This is a genomic window from Tessaracoccus sp. MC1865 (assembly GCF_017815535.1).
GTDB lineage: Bacteria > Actinomycetota > Actinomycetes > Propionibacteriales > Propionibacteriaceae > Arachnia.
Map to the genome: position 1 here is coordinate 2977699 of NZ_CP072596.1, position 20353 is coordinate 2998051.

Below are 20353 nucleotides of genomic sequence, written 5' to 3' on the forward strand. Positions count from 1 at the left end.
AAATTGATCACGGTGGCGGTCGACGTGTGGTGGGCAGATCTGCGCTCCGCCGACGTGGAACGCGCGGCAGAGTTGCCGGCGGCGGAGCGGGCACGGTTGGAGGAGCTCGACGCGTCGGCGGATCGCGGGCGCCGCCTGCTGGGCGCGTTGCTGCTTCAGGAAGCGCTGCGGACCGCGCGCGGCCTACCGCAGGGAGCCGCCGTCGAGCTCGACAGGACGTGCGAGACGTGCGGCGGTCCCCACGGCCGGCCGAGACCGTCCGACGGCCTGGGCCCCTACGTCTCGGTCAGCCACTCTGGGCTCCTCGTCGCGGTCGCCGCCAGCTACCAGGCGGCTGTCGGCGTCGACGTGCAGCGCGCATCGGCTGCCGGGAGGACGTGGGACTGGGTGGTGGCTGAGGCGCGGTTCAAGGCGGGCCTCCCCGAAGGCGCCGGCAGCGTGCTCCAGCTCGATCCCCCACTGACCGGATACACGGCCGCCCTGACGGTCGCGGCGGACGACGCTCGTGTCACCTTCAGGGGGCCGAGTCCGGGGTAGTCGTGAGCAATTGGATGGGGTCACGGTGACGACACGCCGACAAACGTCGTTATTCAACCCGTGACCCCATCCAATTGCTCACGGAACACGGCGGCCGGCTCACTGGACGAGCCGGACGTTGTCCCCGGTGAGGTTGGCGCGGAAGCCGCCGTCGACCACCTGCACGCTCCGCAGGACCACCCCGTCGGGCAGGCCCTCGATGGCGTACTCGAACGTGATCAACTCCCGCACCACGTCTCCCAACAGGTCGGAGACGAAGCGTGGTGCGCCGACGTCGATGGAGGTCGGCACCATCACGAGCTTGCCGCCAACGACCTCCACGGTGCCGGTGGCCCCGACGGGGAGGCTTCGCCCTAGGGCTTCCATCATGGTGTCGACGCGCGCCTCACCCCCACCGGCTGCGCTCAGCGTGGTGTTCGGGTTGATCTGCGCGGCCACGACATGGAACGGGACCGTTGCCGTCAGGTCGAGGTGCCGCGCGACGAGCCCGTCCGGCCCGGAGATGACGTCGGTGCCGGTGCCGACGACGTCCTGGAGCGGTGTGCCCGCGGCGAAGACCGAACCGGCGTTCAGGGAGATGTCACCGAGCCACACCTCGTTCTCCTCGAGGTCCGCGGGCGGGGTGGCCTCGGGTACTGGTCCGGCCGCCGTCGACGTGTCGTCGCTCGGCGGGGCGCCGGTGGGGTCGACCGGTTGCGTCACCGACAACCAGAACAACACGAGTGCGAGCAGCACGATGCCGAGCATGGCGAGGGCGCCGATGACCCAGTCGAGCACGCGTGATCGGAGCCGTCGCCGCGGTGCGGGAACCAGGTGGCTCCCTGCCCCGAACGGCTCATCCGCACCAGCGCCGGGCGAGTAGGCGTGGCTGCCGTGCGACTGTGGCGGCCCGTCAGGAAACTGCACGTGCTTTCCTGACGCGCGGGCGCCTCTCGCGCAGGATGTCCGACGGCCAACTGCTGAAGGTCCCCACCAGCGTGATCAGCGACGGGACGAGCAGCGCCCGGACGATGAACACGTCGATCAGGATTCCCACCCCCAGCAGGAAGCCCAGCTCGTGGAACGGGCCCAGCGGGACGAGCGCCAGGAGCCCGAAGCTGGCGGCCAGCGCCAGGCCCGCGGAGGTGATCGCGCGGGTCGACTCCGGGGTGGCGACGAGGAGGGCGTCCCTCATCGACCGGTTGCGTGCCTCCTGCCAGATGTGGCCGACCGCGAAAATGTTGTAGTCAGACCCCAGCGACAGCAGGAGCACCGACGCGGCGAAGGGGACGTAGAACGTGAGGTCGTCGTGCCCGAGGAAGTCCTGGAAGAACAGCACCGACAGACCCAGCGTCGCCCCGAGCGCCAGGACGCTGGAGGCGAGGAGGTACAGCGGGGCGATCAGGGCACGCAGGAAGATGACCAGCAGGAGCAGGTTGACGGCGATCGCGACGATGGCGATCCGGAAGAGGTCGTTGGTGGTGTCCGCGATGACTCCTGAAGCCAACGCGGTGTCGCCGCCGACGTGCGTGGTGACCTCGCCCAGCCCCGCACCAGCGGCGAGCTGTGGAAGGGCGGCTTCCACGCGCCCCAGCGTGTCGATCGCCGTCGCCTCCAGTGGCGTGCTGTCGAGGATGACCAGGAAGCGCACGGCGTCACCCGACTTCGCGGTGAAGGCGCCGACGTCGTCCGCGGCCGGGAGGTCGCCGGGGCCGATCACGCCGGCCACTCCTGGTTGGGTCTTGAGGGCCTCACCGAACTGGGCCACCTCATCGGGCTTCTCCCCCACCCCCGGTGACTCGACCACGATCTCGGTCGGGGACACGATGCCCGGAGCGAATCCCTTGCCCGCCGCGTCTGCTGCCTGCTGCGCGCTGGTGGTCTCCGGCAGGGATTGGACGAATCCGAGGCCGAGGTCGAGGTTGCGCGCCTGGTAGGCGGCGACGCCCAGACCGGCCACACACACCAGCACCAGGACCAGGGCGGAGCCACGGTTCGCCACGGCCCTGGTGAGGAGGGAAGGCCTCTCACGCATCTTCGTGGGTGTGGCTGCCAGGGTTCGGGGCCAGAACGCGCCTCGACCGAGGATGGCCAGCAGGGCGGGCACGAGGGTGACGGCCACCACGAGCCCGGTCAGGACGGTGAGCGCGAGCGCGGGCCCGAACCCCCGGAAGAGGGGGGACTGGGCGACGAGGAGCGAGGCTGTTCCCGCCGCGACAGTGATGCCGGCCACAGCGACGATGGGCGTGACGGAAGCGGTGGCCAGGCGGGCCGCCTCAAGGCGGCCGTGGCCCTCCCGCAGTCTGCTGCGTAGGCCGGAGAGGTAGAAGATGCAGTAGTCGGTGACGATGCCGAGGAGCAGCGCGACGATCAGCGGCCGCAGGTCTGCCGGGATCGACACATCCATGATGGTCGCGGCCCAGCCCGAGACGCCGAGTGTGACGAACACCGCAGCCCCCACCGAGACGAGCGTCAGGGCGGGCGCTGCCAGCGAGCCGAACGTCAGCGCCACGATCGTCAACACCGCGAGGACGGTCACCGCCTCGACGATGTGGACGTAGGAGTTCAGGACGAGGCCCTGGGCCGCGCGCGCCGGGATGGAACCGGTGACGCCCACGTACCCGTCGGATGGGTCCGTCAGCTGCTCCGCCGCGAAGTCCTCAACGATTCGGGTCTGCTCGAAGAAGTTCAGCGTGGGGTCGGCGAACACGTAGGTGAGGACGGTCGTGTTCTTCTCGGCGGCACCGGGGAAGGCTCCCTCGGCATTGGGGACCGGGATCGCGCCCAGCAGCGGGGTGTCGTACTTGCCTTGGTTGATGGCGATGCCGCGCATGACGGCCTCGGCCTGGACCACTGGGGGCAGGCCCTCCGGGTTGCGCTGCACGATCGCCGCCCGGCTCAGGAGGGGGAACTCGAACAGTTCCATGGACCGCTGCTCGGCCGCGAAGCTGTCGTCGTCGGCGCCGAGCGCCTCGATGTCGTTGGCGGTGCCCTGCATCGGGGGAAGGAGCAGTGTCGCCGCGACAGCCGCCGCCACCCAGCCGATGACGATCACCCAGCGCAGGGCGACGATCGCCCGGGCGTAGCCGTACCAGACAGTGGCCATGAAGCCGCGCCGGGGCTCCCCCTCGAGCGGCGCAGGTGCGTGGGTCATGGGGTCTCGCTGGGGGTAGGCGACGGAGAGCCGGACTCGCTGGCCTGCGGCGACTTCCCGGCCTGCTCAAGGCATTCCTCTGACGCCCCGTCGGCCACCTCGCGAGCATCCTGGAGGCGGTCGAGGGCCTCCTGCAGGGCGCGTGCGTCCTGTGATTCGGCGCCCTTGGCGAGATCCTCGACGGCCTTGTCGACCTCGACGTTGTACTCGGCCGCCCGCACGCACGCCTCAGAGACGTCGCCCGACCCAGTGGAGGCATCCGCGGTGGGAGACGCCGACGGGGTGGGGCTTGCGCTGATCACGGACTGTGCCTCCAGTGGGGTGGCCCAACCGATCCCCAGGAGGACGACGCCGGCGGCTGCGGCCAGCGCGATCCCTGCCAGGAGTCCGATCAGGAGCATCACCCAACCGCTCAATGGATTGCCACTTCGGCGCGACGCGCTCCGGTGCTCGCCAACTGTCATCGATCCTCCTGGTGGTGTGATCGTCATCGGCCCCATGGGGAACAGCAGTACTGCGATGGTACGGGTCAAACGCGAAGTGCATCGCGCTTTCGCGAAGGATCACGACGCGAAACGACCCCCAAGGAATACACCAGGATGGGTCCAGGGCGCGGGGGCGCAGGTGTTCGGCCAACGGCCCGTGCTCACGGAAGGAGCCGGAAACGGTGCCCGCACCGACGACAAGCATCGGCAGCCATTTGGCATAGAACGCAGCCCGCGAGCTGGGCTTCGAACTCACCGCGGACGCCATCGTCACGGGACTGCGCAAGCTGCCCGAGCACGCCCTGGCTGACGACGTGGCCCGAGTCGTCGACCACCAGGGCCTTGGTCGCGGTCGTGGAGGAGTCGACGGCGAGGACGAGCGGGCGGTTCGCGGGGGGCGCAGGGTCAGCCTAATAACCGCCGTGGCGTGCACTCGGACGCCGAAGCTGGGACCACCGGGAGCCAGACCCGCATCGTCGCCGGCCCCCGGTTCCCCCGCGCTCCGCTCAGGCTTCTAGTGTGGACTCCAGTCCAGCGTCGTTCGCGCGCTCCGCCAGTCTCTCGGCGACGTAGTCGATGTCCTTGTCGCCACGCCCGGACAGGTTGACCAGGATGATCTGGTCGGCACCCATCGACGGGGCGATGCGGATGGCGTGCGCGAGCGCGTGGCTCGACTCCAGCGCGGGGATGATGCCCTCCGTGCGGCACAGGAGCTTGAAGGCCTCCAACGTCTCGTCGTCGGAGGCATGCACGTAGTCGACTCGGCCGGTCTGCCGGAGGTGGGCGTGCTCCGGTCCGACGCCCGGGTAGTCGAGGCCGGAGGCGATCGAGTGCACCGCCGTCGGTTCGCCGGCCTCATCCTGCAGGATCACGGTCTTCATGCCGTGCAGCATGCCGTCTGACCCCAGGGTCATGGTGGCGGCGTGCTCTCCCACCGTACCCAGATCGCGGCCCGCGGGCTCGACGCCGTAGATGCGCACGTCCGTGTCGTCGAGGAAGCCGCTGAAGATCCCGATGGCATTGGACCCGCCGCCCACGCACGCGATCACGGCGTCGGGCAGGCGGGCCTCCTTCGCCAGGATCTGCTCCCGGGCCTCGCGCCCGACGATCGACTGGAAGTCGCGCACCATGGTCGGGTACGGGTGGGGGCCCACGACGGATCCGATGGCGAAGAAGGTGTCGTGGTAGTCCGCGGCGAAGACCCCGAAGGCCGAGTCGACGGCGTCCTTCAGGCACGCCCCGCCGCTGGTGACGGGAACCACCTTGGCGCCGAGCAGCTCCATCCGCACGACGTTGGGGTGCTGCTTGGCGATGTCGATGGACCCCATGTGGATCTCACACTCAAGCCCGACCAGCGCCGCGGCGGTCGCCAGGGCAACCCCATGCTGGCCTGCGCCCGTTTCGGCGAGGAGCTTCTTCTTGCCCATCCGCTTGGCGAGGAGCGCCTCGCCGAGGCAATGGTTGATCTTGTGGGCGCCGGTGTGGTTGAGGTCCTCGCGCTTGAGGTAGATGGTGGCCCCACCCAGTTCCTCGCTGAGGCGCTGCGCCTTGAACAACGGGGACGGCCGGCCGACGTAGTCCGTCAATAGGGCCTCGTACTCGGCGAGGAAGGCCGGGTCCTTGACGGCCTCCTGGTACGCCTCGGCCACCTCGGCGAGGGGGGTTTCGAGCTGGGGTGGCACGAACCGTCCACCGTACTGACCAAAGAATCCATCTGAGCTACTCACACGGTCGACCTTAGTGCCGTGCTCCCAACGAGAACCGCCCGGCACGCCAGTGAAGGGGCGTGCCGGGCGGCTCACGAGGTCAGGCCTGCTGCTTCGATCGCGGCGTTCATGACCCTGATCACCGGCCACCCACCTTCGGAGCTGTTGCCCAGAATGCTGACGGTTGTCTGGCTCGCGATGATGTGCGTCGACCGGAAGGAGGCGCCGGCGTCATAGCCCTCGAGGATGGGCACCGGGTGAGACCGGTGCAGCCAGAAGCCCATGCCGTAGCGCATCTCTTCCTCCGGCACGTCGTGGCGGGGACGCAGCATCTCGTCGACGGTGTCCCGCCGCACGATCCTGCCGTCGATCAGCGCGCGCCAGAACCTATGCAGGTCGTCGGCCGTGGTGAACGCACCGCCGTCGCCGTTGCCGAGGATCGGCAGGTGAAGCGTGTTCATGAGGTGGCCCTCGTTGGCCACATAGCCGGCCGCGGCGTCCGACGGCAGCTCGTTGAGCGGAAGGAAGTCGGTGGCTGCCATGCCCCCCGGCTCGAACACGAGCCGCCTCACGACGTCGTGGTAGGTCTCCCCCGTCACCCGCTCCAGCAGCACGGCCAGCACCATGTACCCACCGTTGCAGTAGGCGAATCGCTCGCCCGGTGCGAACTTCTGTGGATGCCCGTCGAGCATGGGGAGGAACGCCTCCGCGGTGATCAGCCGGTGCACGGGGACCGTCAGCACGAAGTCTGCAACCTCCCAGTCGGTGTCCTCGTCCAGGTAGTCGCCGATGCCCGACGTGTGCGTCAGCAGGTGCTCCACCGTGACCGCGTCGTCGATGAGCGGGAGGTCGTCCCCGAGGAGGCCGCGCACCGGCTGCCCCAGCTGCACGGCGCCGTCTTCGACGAGCCGCATCACCGCCAGAGCAGTGAAGCTCTTGCTCCCGCTGGCGATGGCGATCCGCGCTCGGGGTGTCATCGGCACGTCGAGAGCCCGGTTGAGGAAACCCTCGCAGCGCTCGAAGACCCGTTGGTCGCCGACGTCGACCGTCACGACGCCGGTGAACGACTGGCGGGTGACGGCGGCGTCGAATGCGGTGGGATCAATCACCATGCTTGATCCTTTCAGAGTCGGACCCTCGGTGGAACCCTCGGGGTCACAGCTGCGTTAGGACACCGGAGCCGGGGGTCTCCGGCTCTACACCACCAGGACGCTGAAGGCCGAGACGGTCACGAGCGCCAAGAGCGTCGAGACCGCCACGACGGCGGCGACCAGGTGCCCGTCGCCGTCGAACTCCTGCGACAGGGTGAACGTGGTCGCGCCGGTGGGCATGGCGGCGAGCAGCACCAAGACCGCGGTGAGCAGGCCCGTGGGGTCTGGAACGAACAGCTTGGCCGCCGCCCACGTCAGGAGCGGCAGGACCAGGAGCTTCGCCATGGCAACCGACACGATCGCCACCAGGGACGAACCACGGGTCCACACCTGCTTGACGGCCGGGCCGAGCGACAGGCCGATGGCGAAGAGTGCGACCGGGATCACGGCCTGCGCCAGCAGCGTGACCGGGACGGCCACCATCTCGGGCAGTTCCAGCCCGAGGCCGCGCACGATGAGCGCGGCCACCACGGAGATGACCGCGGGGTTGAGCGGGCCCGCCTTCAGCAGCGCCCGCCGCAGCCGCCCCGGCTGGGGTTTCCCCGCCGTCGCCAACGCCGGGTAACCCACCATGAAGATCAGGTTGTGGACCATGGAGGTCAACGCCATCGGCAGCGCGGCCCGCGGCCCGAGGACGCTCAGAATGAGTGGGAAGGCGAAGTAGCCCACGTTGCCGTAGCCCGCCGCCAGCGACAGCCTGCCCGCGATCGGCCGGAGCCCGGCCAAACGCGAGGCGAGGTAGACCAGGGCCGAGAAGCCGAGGGTGACGACGAACGCCACCAGGAACAGGGAAACGGGAAGCCCTGCGCCCGACGGGGCCTTCACGATCGCGTCGAACAGGAACGCCGGCAGCGCGAACCAGTACACGAAGGAGTTCAGGCCGACGTCGGCCTTCCCGAACGCCTTGGCCCTGCTGGCCAGCAGCCCCAGCAGGATCAGCACGTACAGCGGCACGACAACCGCCAGCACCTCCGCCATGCTCCTCCCTTCGTCCCCCGCAAACCGCGACTGCCCGGCTCGTGTGGACCTTACCCTTCCCCATCCTGGCGGCTCGTCTCGGCGGCGGGCAGAATGGCCGGCGTGACGAAGCGTGAACTGCTGGGTGTGGTGCTGGCCGCCGGCGAGGGGCGCCGGCTCCGGCCGCTCACCGACCTGCGGCCCAAGCCGCTGTGCCCGGTGGGGAACCGGCCCCTGCTCGACTGGGCGCTCGACCGGGTGCGCCCCCATGTCTCCCGGACGGCCGTCAACGCCTACCACCTCGCCGGCCAGATCGACTCCCACCTGCACGGCACGGGGGTCACCGTGTCGCACGAGGCGGAGTTGCTCGGCAGCGCCGGCGCGCTGGGCCACCTAGCCGGCTGGATCGGGGACGCAGACGTGCTGCTGCACAACTCCGACAGCTGGCTGACCGACGACCTGTCCGAGCTCGTTGCCGACTGGTCGGGCGAGTACCCGAGGCTCCTGGTGGCGGAGGCCGGCGACGGCCCGGCGGACTTCGGGCCGTGGCGCTTCGTCGGAGTCAGCCTGCTGCCCCACCGTTACGTGGCGGCCCTGCCGGATCGCTTCGCGGCCCTGTACCCGCTTGTGTGGGGGCCAGCGTTCGAGCGCGGCGAACTCGAGTTCGTGCGCGTGCGCGGCGACGTCGTCGACTGCGGCACGCCGGCCGACTACCTCCGGGCGAACCTGTTGGCCAACGGCGGCCGCAGCGTGGTGGGCGACGGGGCCGTCGTTGAGGGCACGCTGATCGACAGCGTCGTCTGGCCGGCTTGCACGGTGGGGGCCGACGAGGTACTGCGGCAGGCCGTCCGCGCCGACGGTGGGCTCACGGTGGACTGCCGGCCGGGGAGCCCAGCGGCGCAACCGCCGCGCGAGAGCCGCGGGAGCATCGGCTAGGGCTGAGCGCTTCTGCGCTCTTGGTCCGGGCGCCAGACACGATGAGTTGAGCGACATCCTGGTGTCGCAACTCGTCCGGCTACCAGGGCCGGTGGTCGACGCGCACGGTGCCATCGTCGCTCGCAGGTGCGTGGCCGCTCGACGCCGTCACTCCTTCGGATCAGGCAGGGAGGACGAAGACGTACATCAAGAGGAAATGCAGGAGCGCCGCTAAGCCTACGAGCACGTGCCAGATCTCATGGAAGCCGAACCGGCCGGGCCAGGGATTGGGCCGTTCGATCACGTAGATCACGAAGCCCGCGCTGTACACAAGCCCGCCCGCCGCTAGGAGGAAGAGTGCCAGCGGCGGGAGCGAGACGTCAGCTCCCAGCAGCGCGACGGTCATCCAGCCCAGCGTGATGTAGAGGGTGTTGGTGATGTACTTCGGAAGCCGGCGCCAGACGGAACGAAGGACGACGCCCATGATCGCGACGCCCCACACCGCGCCGAACACCGCCCACCCGAACGCGTTGCGCGCGAGCACCAACACCAAGGGGGTGACCGTGCCAGCTATGAGGACGAAGACGGATGCGTAGTCGAGCGTCCGCAACGCCTCATTCATCCGGGGCCCACGATCAATCCCGTGGTGGAGTGTGCTCGCCGCGAAAAGCGTCATGAGGGACAGGCCGTAGATGCTGAAACCGACGATCTTCCAAGGTTCAGCCTGAGCGACGGCCTGGGAGACGAGCAGCACCGTTCCCATCACTGAGAAGCAGAGGGCCACGAGGTGCGAGAGGGTGTTGAACCGCTCGTCAGTCACATGGGCGCTGCCGTCCCGGCTTCTGCTGATGCTGTCCACAAGCCGCCTTCCGACGCGCGGCCATGCCTGCGGCAGGTCCGTCTCGGATGGGAGTTTACCTTCGGCCGTTAGCCTGAGCCGGAAATTGGCTCACGCCACAGCGACGTGACACAGGGCGGGGTCGGGGTGCTGCTGTCGCGGCGGCTCTTGGGCGAGCGCCTGAAACGGATCCAGGATGTGGACCTGGGTACTGCCCCCCTCAGGATGAGGGGACTGCAGGACAACGAGCCCGTCGGGGGTCGTCACGTAGCGTCGGAAATGAACGAAAGGCGCTACATGATTGAAGTGCACAACCTGACCAAACGGTACGGCCAGAAGGTGGCGGTCGACCGGATCGACTTCACCGTCCGGCCGGGCCGGGTGACCGGCTTCCTGGGCCCAAACGGTGCAGGGAAGTCGACGACGATGAGGATGATCGTGGGGCTCGACCGACCGTCCGGGGGAACGGCCACGATCAACGAAACTGCCTACCGGAACCTGCAGTCACCGCTCCACGAGGTGGGCGCGCTCCTGGACGCCCGGGCGGCGCACCCCAGCCGCACCGCCTACAAGCACCTGCTAGGTCTCGCCGCCACCCACCGCATCGGGAAACACCGGGTCCGGGAGGTCATCGAACTCGCCGGTCTGGAATCGGTGGCCGACAAGCGCGTGGGGAGTTTCTCGCTGGGCATGGGCCAGCGTCTGGGTATCGCTGCGGCGCTGCTCGGCGACCCTGGGACCGTCATCCTTGACGAGCCTGTCAACGGCCTCGACCCTGAGGGAATCCTCTGGATCCGGGCGCTCCTGCGTCGTTTGGCAGCCGAGGGCCGAACGGTGCTGCTCTCCTCTCATCTGATGGGAGAGATGACGCAGACCGCCGATCACCTCATCGTGATCGGCCGCGGCAAGATCTTGGCCGACGCCCCGATACGCGAGGTCATCTCCGGTGCAACCCGCACAGTCGTCAGGGCCCGCACACGCGACGTAGAGCGGTTGAGCGCCGCCGTCGCGGCCCAGGCCGTGACCGTCACGCCCACTTCAGACGGTGCCGTCGAGATCTCGGGGCTGACCGCCGAAGAGGTGGCCGAGGCCGCCTCGTCCGCGGGGGTGGTCCTTCACGAACTCACCTCCACCGAAGGCTCCCTCGAGGACGCATACTTGACCCTCACGGCGGAGGCCGCCGAGTACCGTGCGGTCTCCGCCGCAGGAGAAGGAGCCCGATCATGACCACCGCGCCGACGACCCGACGCGCCGATCCCGCTGTCCGCCGCCCAGCCTTCCGCGACGCTCTGCGCTCGGAGTGGATCAAGTTGCTGAGCCTGCCGTCGACGTTCCTCGCCCTCGGCGGCATCCTGGCCGTGGGGCTGGGAGGCAGCCTCTTCCTCGGCCTCACCCTCGAGTCTTCCGGGGTGCCGTCGGTGGCGTCGGTCGAACGCACCATCGGTGACGTCACCCTCCCGATGGTCATTCTCGGCCAGATCATCGCAGGCATCGCCGGGGTCTCGTCCGTGGGCGCCGAATATTCATCCGGGTCGATCCAGACCACGCTCATGGCCGTGCCCACGAGGGTGCGGGTGTTGTGGGCCAAGGCGATCGTCGCGTTCTTCGCGGTGACCGGAACCGCCCTGACGACCGTCTTCGGGGCCTGGCTGGCGACCTACCCCCTGTATGCGGAGCACGGACTCCATGCCCCTCTGACCGCGCCCGGCGTCCTCCTCGCGCTGCTGGGGTCCGCGGTGTACCTCGGGCTCTGCGCGGTGTTCGGTGTGGGCATCGGAATGCTCGTGCGGTCCACGACGATCGGTGCCGTCGTCGTGTTCACGGCCACCCTGCTGGGGCCGATCCTGGCCTCCGCGCTGCCGTTCAACCTGTTTTCCCGTGTTGCACGCGTGGCACTGCTCGGCAATGCCGGCGACGCGATGGCGCGGGTCGGCACCCCGGGAGGCCCCTTCCTCGACGTCTGGGGTGGCCACATCAGTACTGCAGCCGGCTGGCTACTGGTGGCAGCCTGGGCGGCTCTGGCCCTGGCCGGGGGGGCGGTTGCCCTGCAGAGGCGCGACGCATGAATAACCGAGCCGAGCGCTACCGGCCTGACTGCAGCGATCTGGCCATACTGACCGGTTACGCCGTGCTCGCCCTCTTCCTCGCGTACCTGTCTCTCGAGTCGCCGTTGAAGACGCCGCTGGCGCCGGTCCTGCTCCTCGGCGCGGGTGGCATCGCGACCGTCCTGACCCGGCGTCGCCGTCCTGCGGTCGCCTTCGCGGCGACGCTGGCCGCCCTGCCACTGACGGCGGGCTGGGGCAGTGGCGCCGAGGCCGTGCTGGTCCTGCCCGCCCTGTACGAGATCGGCGCCACGCGGACCAGTCGACGGGCGTGGGGAGCATTCGGTCTCGCGGCGACGGCCGGCGCGCTGGGCGCGCTCATCCTGTCGTTCCGGGTGCGGTTCGGCCCCCCTCTACTGGGCCTGGCCCCACGCGTCGACCTGCAGGATTGGCCCACGGACTGGCTCAGCGCAACTACCGTCTTCGTCGCAGCCGCCCTGATCACCGTCCTCATCGGCATCAACGTCGGCCATCGACGTCGCCACATCGCTGCCCTCGTGGAGCACGCGGAGCAGATGAGGCGGGAACGCGACCAGCAGGCCAGCATTGCGCGGGCTCAGGAGCGCGAGCGCATCGCGCGGGAGATGCACGACGTCATCGCCCACAGTCTGTCCGTGATGATTGCGCTGGCCGACGGCGCCCACGCCGCGGCCTCGTCGCGGCCAGAGGAGTCGCTCCGCGCGATCGGGCGGGTCGCCGAGACCGGACGGCGCACCCTCGGGGAGGTCCGTCGGCTGCTGGGGGCGGTGCGTGATGGCGACGGCTCACCCCAGGCGACGCTACCGTCCTCGCTGAGCGTTGAGCACCTGCCCGCCCTGGTGGACGAGTTCAGGGCCGCCGGCCTTCCGGTCCGCCTGGACCTTCAGGGAGACCCTGACGCGGGGGCCGTCGTCGGCCTCACCGTCTACCGGGTCGCGCAGGAGTCGCTCACCAACGTGCTCCGACATGCACGCGAGGTACGCGACGTACTGGTGCGGGTGGTGCACGACGATGACGAGGTGACGGTCCTGATCGAAGACACATCGGCCCCCGTCCAGGCAGACACGGAACCGGGGCGCGGGCTGTTGGGTATTCGGGAGCGGGCCGCCTTCTACGATGGTCGCGTGAACGCGGGTCCCCGCGCCGGTGGGGGCTGGCGGGTAGACGTTCGATTGCCGATGGAGGAACGATGACCGAGGGCTCCGCGACAGCGGCGACCATCCGTGTTCTGCTGGTCGACGATCAGGAACTGGTCCGGTACGGACTGAGGCTCGTGCTCGAGGCGCAACCCGACATCGAGGTCGTCGGCGAAGCCTCCGACGGCGAGGAGGCTCTGCGCACGGCCCGGCGGCTCTCCCCCGACGTGGTGCTCATGGACGTCCGCATGCCCGGCATGGGCGGCATCGAGGCCACCACGTACCTCACCGCGACACTCCCAAGCACCCGTGTGCTGGTGCTGACAACCTATGACCGCGACGACTTCGCCTTCGGCGCGCTGCAGGCCGGTGCCGCCGGGTTCCTGCTGAAAAACACCCGGCCGGCCGAACTCGTAGCGGCGGTGCGTACGGTCGTGGCCGGCGACGCGGTGGTCTCTCCGCGGATCACCGCGAAGCTGATCGAGGTCGCGGTGCCGCACCTGTCCGGCGCTGACCGAAGCGCGGCCGAGCAGGAACTCGCTGTGCTGACCGACCGCGAGCGCGAGGTGTTCATCCTTGTGGGGCAGGGCCTCACCAACGCGGACATCGCGCACAGCCTGTATCTCAGTGAGTCCACCGTCAAGGCACACTTCGGCCGCATCCTGGCCAAGTTGGAGCTGGCCAACCGCGTCCAAGCCGTGATCCGCGCCTACGAGTTGGGCGTCGTCAACGTCGGGGGCTGAGGCCGCTGCCCGCATCGCCCGGGGGTCGTGGACGGCACCCCGCTTCGACACGGTCATGCGGTCGCCCGGGACGCCGCGCCCGTTGGAGATCACATGATCATTTCTGTGATGCCCGTGCGTCGAGATCCTGGATGAAGTGGGCCCTGCCCGGCTTTGTGAAGTTCAGCCGCCGAACCAACTGATGGCTGCCGCCAGCAGGAACCCGGCGGAGGTGATCAGGCCGGTCCAGGCATGGGTGATCTCGAAGGCTTCAGGGATCATCGTGTCGGCGATCATGGTCAGGATCGCCCCGCCTGCGATGGCGGTGATCGCGGCGATGACTTGCACGGGAGCAGACCCCAGTAGGAGGTAGCCGACGGCGGCGGAGGCGGCGCTGACGATCGCGATGGCCCCCCACACACCGAAGACATACCGGGCCCCCCGGCCCGCGTTCTTCATTCCGGCGGCGCTGGAGAGCCCTTCGGGGAGGTTGGAGATGAAGACGGCTGCCACCACAGCGGTGCTGACTCCGCCGCCCCCGAGCAGGCTGATGCCCAGCACCAGGGATTCCGGGATCCCGTCGAGCAGTGCGCCGAGGGCGATGGCCAGTCCGCTGCCCGATTGCTGTTCCCGGGTTGGTTGTTGGTGCTGGGAGCGTTTCCGGTGACGGGCCCCGAAGCGGGCCAAGGCCAGGTTGGCGAGCATGTAGACAGCAGCCCCGACGCCGAAGCCGAACACGGCGGGACCCAGTCCGCCGGTGCGGGCAGCTTCGTCGAACAGTTCGAAGGCCACTGCGGAGATGAGCACTCCCGAGCCGAAGGCCATGACCGAGCCGACGACCTTGGGCGGCACAGGGATGAACCAGGCGACTGCGGCACCGATGACCAGGGCGGCCCCGGCGAAGAGTCCCCATCCCGCTGCGGCCAGCATCCCGGTCACGCGGGCGCCTGCAGATCGATGACGGCCTTGATGTCGTCCTGCTGGGCCTCGAATGCTTCTGCGGCCCGGCGCAGGGCGACCCGGCGGATGGTCAGGGCAAGCATCACGGGTCCTGTCGTGAACTGGGGGTGTCGGTGGCCGGATGGCTATTGGACAGGTGCCTGGCGGTGTTCACCAGACCCACATGGCTGAAGGCCTGTGGGGTGTTGCCGAGGTGGCGTCCGGTGGCAGGGTCGTATTCCTCGGCGAGGATTCCCAGGTCGTTGCGTAGGCCCAGCAGACGCTCGAACAGGGTACGGGCCTGGTCGATGCGGCCGATCCCGTGCAGAGCATCGGCCAGCCAGAAGCTGCAGGCCAGGAACACTCCTTCGCGCCCTGCCAGTCCGTCCACCCCACCGTCGGGCTCGGGTCGGTAGCGCAGCAGGAACCCGCCCTCGTCCAACTCACGCTGGACCGCCTCGACGGTGCCGACAATCCGGGGGTCGTCCCAGGGCAGGAACCCGACCTGCGGGATGAGCAGCAGGGCTGCATCCAATCCGGCCGAGCCGTAGAACTGGGTGAAGGTTCCTCGCCGGCCGTCGAATCCCTTGGCGCAGACCTCCGAGTGGATCTGCTGACGCACCACCCGCCACCGGTCCACTGGACCCTCCATTCCGAAGCGTTCCACCGCCTGGACAGCCCGGTCCAGGCCTGCCCAGGCCATGACCTTGGAGTGGACGAAGTGCCGACGTCCGCCGCGCATCTCCCACAGGGAGTCGTCCGGCTTCTGCCAGTGGCCCTCGAGATAGTCCAGCAACGCCCGCTGCAGCTCCCACGCTTGCTCGACACCCGTCAGTCCGGCCATTCGGGCCACGTGCAACCCGTCGAGAACCTCCCCCCACACGTCGAGCTGGAACTGCTTCACAGCGGCATTGCCGATCCTCACCGGCGCCGACCCCTCGTAGCCGGCCAGCCAGTCCAACCGGAACTCAGTCAACCGACGGGTGCCATCGATTCCATACATGATCTGCAGATCCGCGGGGTCCCCGGCGACCGCCCGTAGCAGCCAGTCACGCCAGGCCCCGGCCTCCTTGACATATCCAGTGCCCAACAGGGCCTGGAGGGTGAAGGTCGCGTCCCGCAACCAGCAGTATCGGTAGTCCCAATTCCGCACCCCACCGATCTGCTCGGGCAACGACGTCGTCGCCGCCGCCACGATCCCACCGGTCGGGGCGTAGGTCAGGGCCTTGAGCAGCACCAGGGACCGGGTGACCGCCTCCGACCACCGCCCCTCGTAGTTGCTCTGGGCCGCCCAGTCCGTCCAGAACCGCTCGGTGTCCTGGATCCCGCGCAGAGCGTCGAGGCGGGCGGGGCGATTCTGGTGGGACGGATGGTAGGTCAGCACGAAGGGCACTCGGTCGCCGGCGGCTACCTCGAACTCGGCGACCGTGGACAGGTGCTCCCCATGCACTGGAACGGGGGTGTCCAGCCACACCGCGTCCGGGCCGGCGATGGCCGAGAGCAGGTGACCGTGGCGGCTCACCCACGGGACGATATGGCCATAGTCGAACCGCAGCCGGAGGTCCATGCGCATCGACACCCTTCCCCGGACTCCCTCCACCACGCGGACCACGTCCGTGACCCGGTCACGCAAAGGCATCGCGTCCACCACCCGGACCGTCCCCTCGGGGGTGTCCCACTCCGTCTCCAACACCAGGGTGTCACCCCGGTAACGCCGCCGGAGGCACGACCCGCCACCCGCAGGCGCGATCTGCCAGAAGCCGGCCTCCTCGTCTCCCAGCAACCGAGCGAAGCACGCCGGCGAATCGAACCGCGGCATGCAGAGCCAGTCGATCGACCCGTTACGGCCCACTAGCGCCATGGTATGGAGGTCGCCGATGACCCCGTAATCTTCAATGCGCTGGGCCGTCATCGTCTAGCCCCATGGACGCGCCCGGCATCCGACAGGATCCGCGGTGCGGGCGATGGGCACGCCGGTGAGCACTCGATGCAGGTAAGGACCAGCATGACGGAAGTACGGTCTGCACGGCGCGAGGACTCCCGGTCTGTCCCACCGCAGAGGCCAACGGGCAGCCCGAGGCTGGATGCGGCCTTCACCGCTGCGCCCGCCCAACCAGATCGTCCTTCACCGTCACGATGACTTCCCCGCCCGCCGTACCGAGGCCCCGGCCGCTCACGCTGGTCAGTGTCAGCGCCGCACAACCCACGGTCGCTTGGGCTCAGTGTCCCAGCCCCAACCGAGCGCCACAAGGGCTTGCCTCCCCAGGGATGCCGGTGTCATCCTCGCGCTGGAGCGCCTGATCCAGCCTTGACCTGGGGGTCGCCGTCGGGCGGCTCACGGTCGAGGGCTGGCCAGTGACGAGCCACTAGGTTTGGCAGCGAGGAGGCGGACGCTATGGACTACACGCGTTTGGGTCGCACCGGGTTGCCGGTGAGCAGGGTAGGGCTCGGCTGCATGAGCTACGGCCAAGCCGGGGCAGGGATGCATCAGTGGACGCTGGATGAGGACGCCGCTGCGCCGTTCTTCAGGCAGGCGGTCGAGCTCGGGGTCACGTTCTGGGACACGGCCAACGTCTACCAAGGGGGCACCTCCGAGCAGTTCGTCGGCCGAGCCATCAAGAGATACTCCCGACGCGAGGACATCGTGCTGGCCACCAAGGTGTGGGGCAAGATGCACGACGGACCCGGCGGCAGCGGCCTGTCCCGCGCAGCAATCCTCGAACAGGTCGACGCCTCCCTGCGCAGGCTCGACACCGACTACATCGACGTCTACTACATCCACCGGTTCGACGACGAGGTGCCCGTCGACGAGACGATGGAAGCACTGCACGACGTCGTGAGAGCGGGCAAGGTCCGCTACCTCGGCGCCTCCTCGATGTGGGCCTGGCAGTTCGCCAAACTCCAGGAGGCAGCCCGCCGCCATGGCGGGACCGCGTTCGCCGCGATGGAGGACCAGTACAACCTCCTCAAGCGCGAAGAAGAACGGGACATGATCCCCATGTGCCTCGACCAAGGGGTGGGACTCACCCCCTACTCGCCGCTGGCAAAGGGACGCGCCGCACGTCCCTGGGGGGAACAGACCGCCCGGTCAGCCTCCGACACTGTCGCTTCCGCATTCGACCGGGACACGGACGTGGCCGTGGTGGACGCCATCGAGAGCGTCGCGCGCGGCCGTGGCGTGCCCATGGCCCAGGTCGCGCTGGCCTGGGTGCTGTCCAAGCCTGTGGTTGCCTGCCCCATCGTCGGGGCCACCAAACCGCACCACCTGACAGACGCAGTCGCTGCCCTCGACGTGAACCTCACCACGGACGAGGTCAACGCCCTCGAAGACCCATACCGCCCCCAGGACAACTACTGGTGGTGAGCACGCCCAGACCATCTCAGCACCTAAGTCCACCCGCGCTGTGCGGAAGAAATAGGATCGCGAAAGTGGCGTCAGAGAAATCAATCGATACGACAGTGGCGGAAGCCTACGAGCAGCACATGGTGCCGGGCATGTTTCGGCACTGGACGGAGCTCCAGGTGGGGCTCGCTGCACCGAAGGCCGGCGAGCATGTGCTGGATGTCGCATGCGGCACTGGCATCGGCGCAAGGCTCGCGGCGGCACACATCGGGCCGACGGGCAGGGCCGTTGGCGTTGACATCGATCCCGGCGTGATCGAGCTCGCGCGGCAGCTTTCACGCGGCGGTGAGACGCCGATGGAGTGGCATTGTGCGAGCGCGCTGGAGATGCCGCTTGAAAGCGACGTGTTCGATCTCGCGCTGTGTCTGCAGGGGCTGCAGTTCTTTCCGGACCGGCTGAAAGGTTTTGCGGAGATACGCCGCGTGCTGAAGCCTTCGGGAAGGCTCGTTGCGAGCTTCTGGGGACCACTGGAATCTAACAAGGGACATCACGTGGTCGTGCAGGGGCTCGAACGGCTCGGGGTCGATGCGGCACCGGCAAAGCGCGCCTGCTCGTTCTCGAATACGGAAGAGATTCGCGCGACGGCCGCGCAGGCTGGCTTCGCAGGCATCGAGCTCAGAACCGAGGAGGGCGTCTCGCAGTTCGGTTCCCTACAATCGTTTCTGGAAGGCATGACGCGTGGCTCGCCGTCCACGCGGCTTGCGGTAGCGAAGCTGTCGGCAGACGCGCGGGAGCGCTTCGTGCGGGACGTGCGCGAGGCGTTGCAGCCTTACGTGATCGACGGTGTGCTGGCGTACCCGATGCGCACCCACGTGCTTGTCGCTCGCGCCCAGGCATCGGATGGAGGCACTGCATGAAAACCGGATTCACAACGACGATCCACCACCCCGCCGCGAACATCGTCTAGTCCCTCTCCCAGTTGTCTCGCACTCCTCCGCGAGCGCATGAACACCACCGCAGGTCCGCACTCGATGACGCGAGGGCGCCCCCTTCAGCGCCCTGGCGCGCCGCATCCGGCGCTGACGGGATGACCGTCGACTGCCGCAGCAGTAGCTGATCGACATCGGCTCCGGCCCTGTACTGCGTTGCGACCTCTCGGCCACCAGCGCCACCGATCTCTCGCTTTGCCCGTAGGGGAAGGCGCCGGCCCAGACGAAGTACCCTCGTGTGCGTGACAGAGCTCTCCGATCCCCTCGTCTTTCCACACGGGCCCGCTTGGCGCAACCGGCTCGCGCTGGCCCCCTTGACGAACAAGCAGTCCCATCCCGACGGCACCCTCTCGGACGACGAGATCCGGTGGCTGCTCGCGCGCGGGAGACACGGCTTCGGCATGACGATGACCGCCGCGGCCTACGTCGCGCTCGCCGGGAAGGCGTGGCAGGGGCAGTTGGGGATCAGCGACGACGCGCACCTCCCCGGCCTCACCCGGCTGGCTGATGGCCTCCGCGATGCGGGGACCGCCGCGATTGTCCAGCTCCATCACGGCGGTACACAGGCCAACCCGTCCGTCTCAGGCGAGGAGCGCGTCGGACCCTACGCAGACGCCGACCACGGCGCGCGTGCACTGACCACCGACGAGGTGCGACGAGCCGTCGACGACTTCGCCGCCGCCGCCGTCCGCGCCGAACGCGCCGGCTTCCACGGGGTGCAGCTCCACGGCGCCCATGGGTACCTGCTCTGCGAGTTCCTGAGTTCACGCAACGTCCGCGACGACGGTTATGGCGGTGACCTGGAGGGAAAGGCGCGCATCATCCGCGAGGCCATCGCCGCGATCCGGGCGGCCACGTCGTCAGACTTCCACTTAGGGCTGCGGATCTCCACCGAACGACTAGGTCTCGACACCGACGAGATGGCGGAGCTCAGCGCCCAACTCATGTCCGAGGGCAACCTGGACCACCTGGAACTGTCCCTGTGGGACGTCACGAAGCTCCCCGAGGACGCCGAGCCGGGGGCCGCACCCTTGCTCAGCCACTTCATCGATCTCCCCCGCGGCTCCACCCGCTTGGGGGTCGCCGGCAAAGTGGGCAGCGGACCGGCCGCCGTGGCGGCGCTGGCCACGGGCGCCGATTTCGTCACCATCGGCCGGGCGGCTGTCGCCGACCAGCGGATCGCGGAGCGGATCCTGGCGGACCCCAACTACCCTGGGCCCGCCTTCCCGGTGACGAAGGACGTCCTCCGCGACAACTGCGTGGGCGAGGCGTTCGTCGACTACTTCTCGAGCGGGTGGCCGCACCTGGTGGCGGGTTGAATCAGGGCATGGCGGAGGCCACCCCGGCCGAGCTGAGGCGTTGAACCTCACCCCGTCAACCCGGCCGTCACGCCGCACGGGTTACCATCGAAGGTGAGGCCT

18 protein-coding genes are annotated in these 20353 nt (G+C 68.8%); 9 read left to right on the forward strand and 9 right to left on the reverse strand.

Annotated elements, in window-relative coordinates; genetic code table 11:
• Nucleotides 1-3 precede the first annotated feature (3 nt).
• Nucleotides 4-537, forward strand: a complete 534-nt coding sequence (locus tag J7D54_RS13855) for a 4'-phosphopantetheinyl transferase superfamily protein (protein ID WP_182763142.1) — start codon at nucleotides 4-6, stop codon at nucleotides 535-537.
• A 99-nt stretch (nucleotides 538-636) separates the two neighbouring features.
• On the opposite strand, the gene J7D54_RS13860 is transcribed toward J7D54_RS13855, so the two are convergent.
• From J7D54_RS13860 to J7D54_RS13885, 6 genes are all read right to left on the reverse strand, one after another.
• Nucleotides 637-1443 carry an LmeA family phospholipid-binding protein gene (locus tag J7D54_RS13860; RefSeq protein WP_209455156.1) on the reverse strand — a complete coding sequence of 269 codons (807 nt, stop codon included), beginning with the start codon at nucleotides 1441-1443 and terminating at the stop codon, nucleotides 637-639.
• Nucleotides 1430-3670: an MMPL family transporter gene (locus J7D54_RS13865; RefSeq protein ID WP_182763141.1), complete on the reverse strand. Its 2241-nt coding sequence runs from the start codon at nucleotides 3668-3670 to the stop codon at nucleotides 1430-1432. The genes J7D54_RS13860 and J7D54_RS13865 overlap by 14 nt, the downstream gene beginning before the upstream one ends.
• A complete protein-coding gene (locus tag J7D54_RS13870; RefSeq protein ID WP_182763140.1) occupies nucleotides 3667-4071 on the reverse strand; it encodes a hypothetical protein in 405 nt (134 codons plus the stop codon). The genes J7D54_RS13865 and J7D54_RS13870 overlap by 4 nt, the downstream gene beginning before the upstream one ends.
• Nucleotides 4072-4661: 590 nt before the next feature.
• On the reverse strand, nucleotides 4662-5882 hold the full coding sequence (trpB, locus tag J7D54_RS13875; RefSeq protein WP_209455157.1) for a tryptophan synthase subunit beta: 1221 nt from the start codon (nucleotides 5880-5882) through the stop codon (nucleotides 4662-4664).
• A 71-nt stretch (nucleotides 5883-5953) separates the two neighbouring features.
• Nucleotides 5954-6973 (reverse strand): serine hydrolase, encoded by a 1020-nt coding sequence (locus tag J7D54_RS13880; RefSeq protein WP_182763139.1) that lies wholly within the window; start codon nucleotides 6971-6973, stop codon nucleotides 5954-5956.
• A gap of 84 nt (nucleotides 6974-7057) precedes the next feature.
• Nucleotides 7058-7990 (reverse strand): AEC family transporter, encoded by a 933-nt coding sequence (locus J7D54_RS13885; RefSeq protein WP_182763138.1) that lies wholly within the window; start codon nucleotides 7988-7990, stop codon nucleotides 7058-7060.
• Nucleotides 7991-8092: 102 nt separating this feature from the next.
• Between J7D54_RS13885 and J7D54_RS13890 the strand changes: the two genes are divergently transcribed.
• Complete coding sequence (locus J7D54_RS13890) at nucleotides 8093-8905, forward strand: sugar phosphate nucleotidyltransferase (RefSeq protein WP_182763137.1); 813 nt, start codon at nucleotides 8093-8095, stop codon at nucleotides 8903-8905.
• 160 nt (nucleotides 8906-9065) lie between these two features.
• Here J7D54_RS13890 and J7D54_RS13895 read toward each other — a convergent pair whose 3' ends face one another.
• Nucleotides 9066-9743: a hemolysin III family protein gene (locus J7D54_RS13895; protein WP_182763136.1), complete on the reverse strand. Its 678-nt coding sequence runs from the start codon at nucleotides 9741-9743 to the stop codon at nucleotides 9066-9068.
• Nucleotides 9744-10019: 276 nt separating this feature from the next.
• Between J7D54_RS13895 and J7D54_RS13900 the strand changes: the two genes are divergently transcribed.
• Genes J7D54_RS13900 through J7D54_RS13915 form a run of 4 tightly spaced genes read left to right on the forward strand, consistent with a single transcriptional unit; the run spans nucleotide 10020 to nucleotide 13682 of the window.
• Nucleotides 10020-10949 (forward strand): ATP-binding cassette domain-containing protein, encoded by a 930-nt coding sequence (locus J7D54_RS13900; RefSeq protein WP_182763135.1) that lies wholly within the window; start codon nucleotides 10020-10022, stop codon nucleotides 10947-10949.
• On the forward strand, nucleotides 10946-11788 hold the full coding sequence (locus tag J7D54_RS13905; protein ID WP_182763134.1) for an ABC transporter permease: 843 nt from the start codon (nucleotides 10946-10948) through the stop codon (nucleotides 11786-11788). Before J7D54_RS13900 ends, J7D54_RS13905 begins: the two co-directional genes overlap by 4 nt.
• Entirely contained in the window at nucleotides 11785-12996 is a 1212-nt protein-coding gene (locus J7D54_RS13910) for a sensor histidine kinase (RefSeq protein WP_182763133.1), read from the forward strand. Before J7D54_RS13905 ends, J7D54_RS13910 begins: the two co-directional genes overlap by 4 nt.
• Nucleotides 12993-13682, forward strand: a complete 690-nt coding sequence (locus J7D54_RS13915; RefSeq protein WP_182763132.1) for a response regulator transcription factor — start codon at nucleotides 12993-12995, stop codon at nucleotides 13680-13682. Before J7D54_RS13910 ends, J7D54_RS13915 begins: the two co-directional genes overlap by 4 nt.
• A 162-nt stretch (nucleotides 13683-13844) precedes the next feature.
• Here J7D54_RS13915 and J7D54_RS13920 read toward each other — a convergent pair whose 3' ends face one another.
• Entirely contained in the window at nucleotides 13845-14591 is a 747-nt protein-coding gene (locus tag J7D54_RS13920) for a ZIP family metal transporter (protein ID WP_182763364.1), read from the reverse strand.
• A gap of 112 nt (nucleotides 14592-14703) precedes the next feature.
• Entirely contained in the window at nucleotides 14704-16512 is a 1809-nt protein-coding gene (locus J7D54_RS13925) for a glycoside hydrolase family 15 protein (RefSeq protein WP_182763131.1), read from the reverse strand.
• Between the two features lie 483 nt (nucleotides 16513-16995).
• On the opposite strand from J7D54_RS13925, the gene J7D54_RS13930 reads away from it, so the two are divergent.
• The 3 genes from J7D54_RS13930 to J7D54_RS13940 all read left to right on the forward strand — a co-directional run bounded on the left by J7D54_RS13930 (nucleotide 16996) and on the right by J7D54_RS13940 (nucleotide 20251).
• Nucleotides 16996-17964 (forward strand): aldo/keto reductase, encoded by a 969-nt coding sequence (locus J7D54_RS13930; RefSeq protein WP_182763130.1) that lies wholly within the window; start codon nucleotides 16996-16998, stop codon nucleotides 17962-17964.
• 65 nt (nucleotides 17965-18029) lie between these two features.
• Nucleotides 18030-18860 carry a class I SAM-dependent methyltransferase gene (locus J7D54_RS13935; protein ID WP_182763129.1) on the forward strand — a complete coding sequence of 277 codons (831 nt, stop codon included), beginning with the start codon at nucleotides 18030-18032 and terminating at the stop codon, nucleotides 18858-18860.
• Between the two features lie 314 nt (nucleotides 18861-19174).
• The gene (locus tag J7D54_RS13940) at nucleotides 19175-20251 is read left to right on the forward strand and encodes an NADH:flavin oxidoreductase (protein WP_182763128.1); all 1077 of its coding nucleotides are present in this window, start codon (nucleotides 19175-19177) and stop codon (nucleotides 20249-20251) included.
• Nucleotides 20252-20353: the final 102 nt, after the last annotated feature.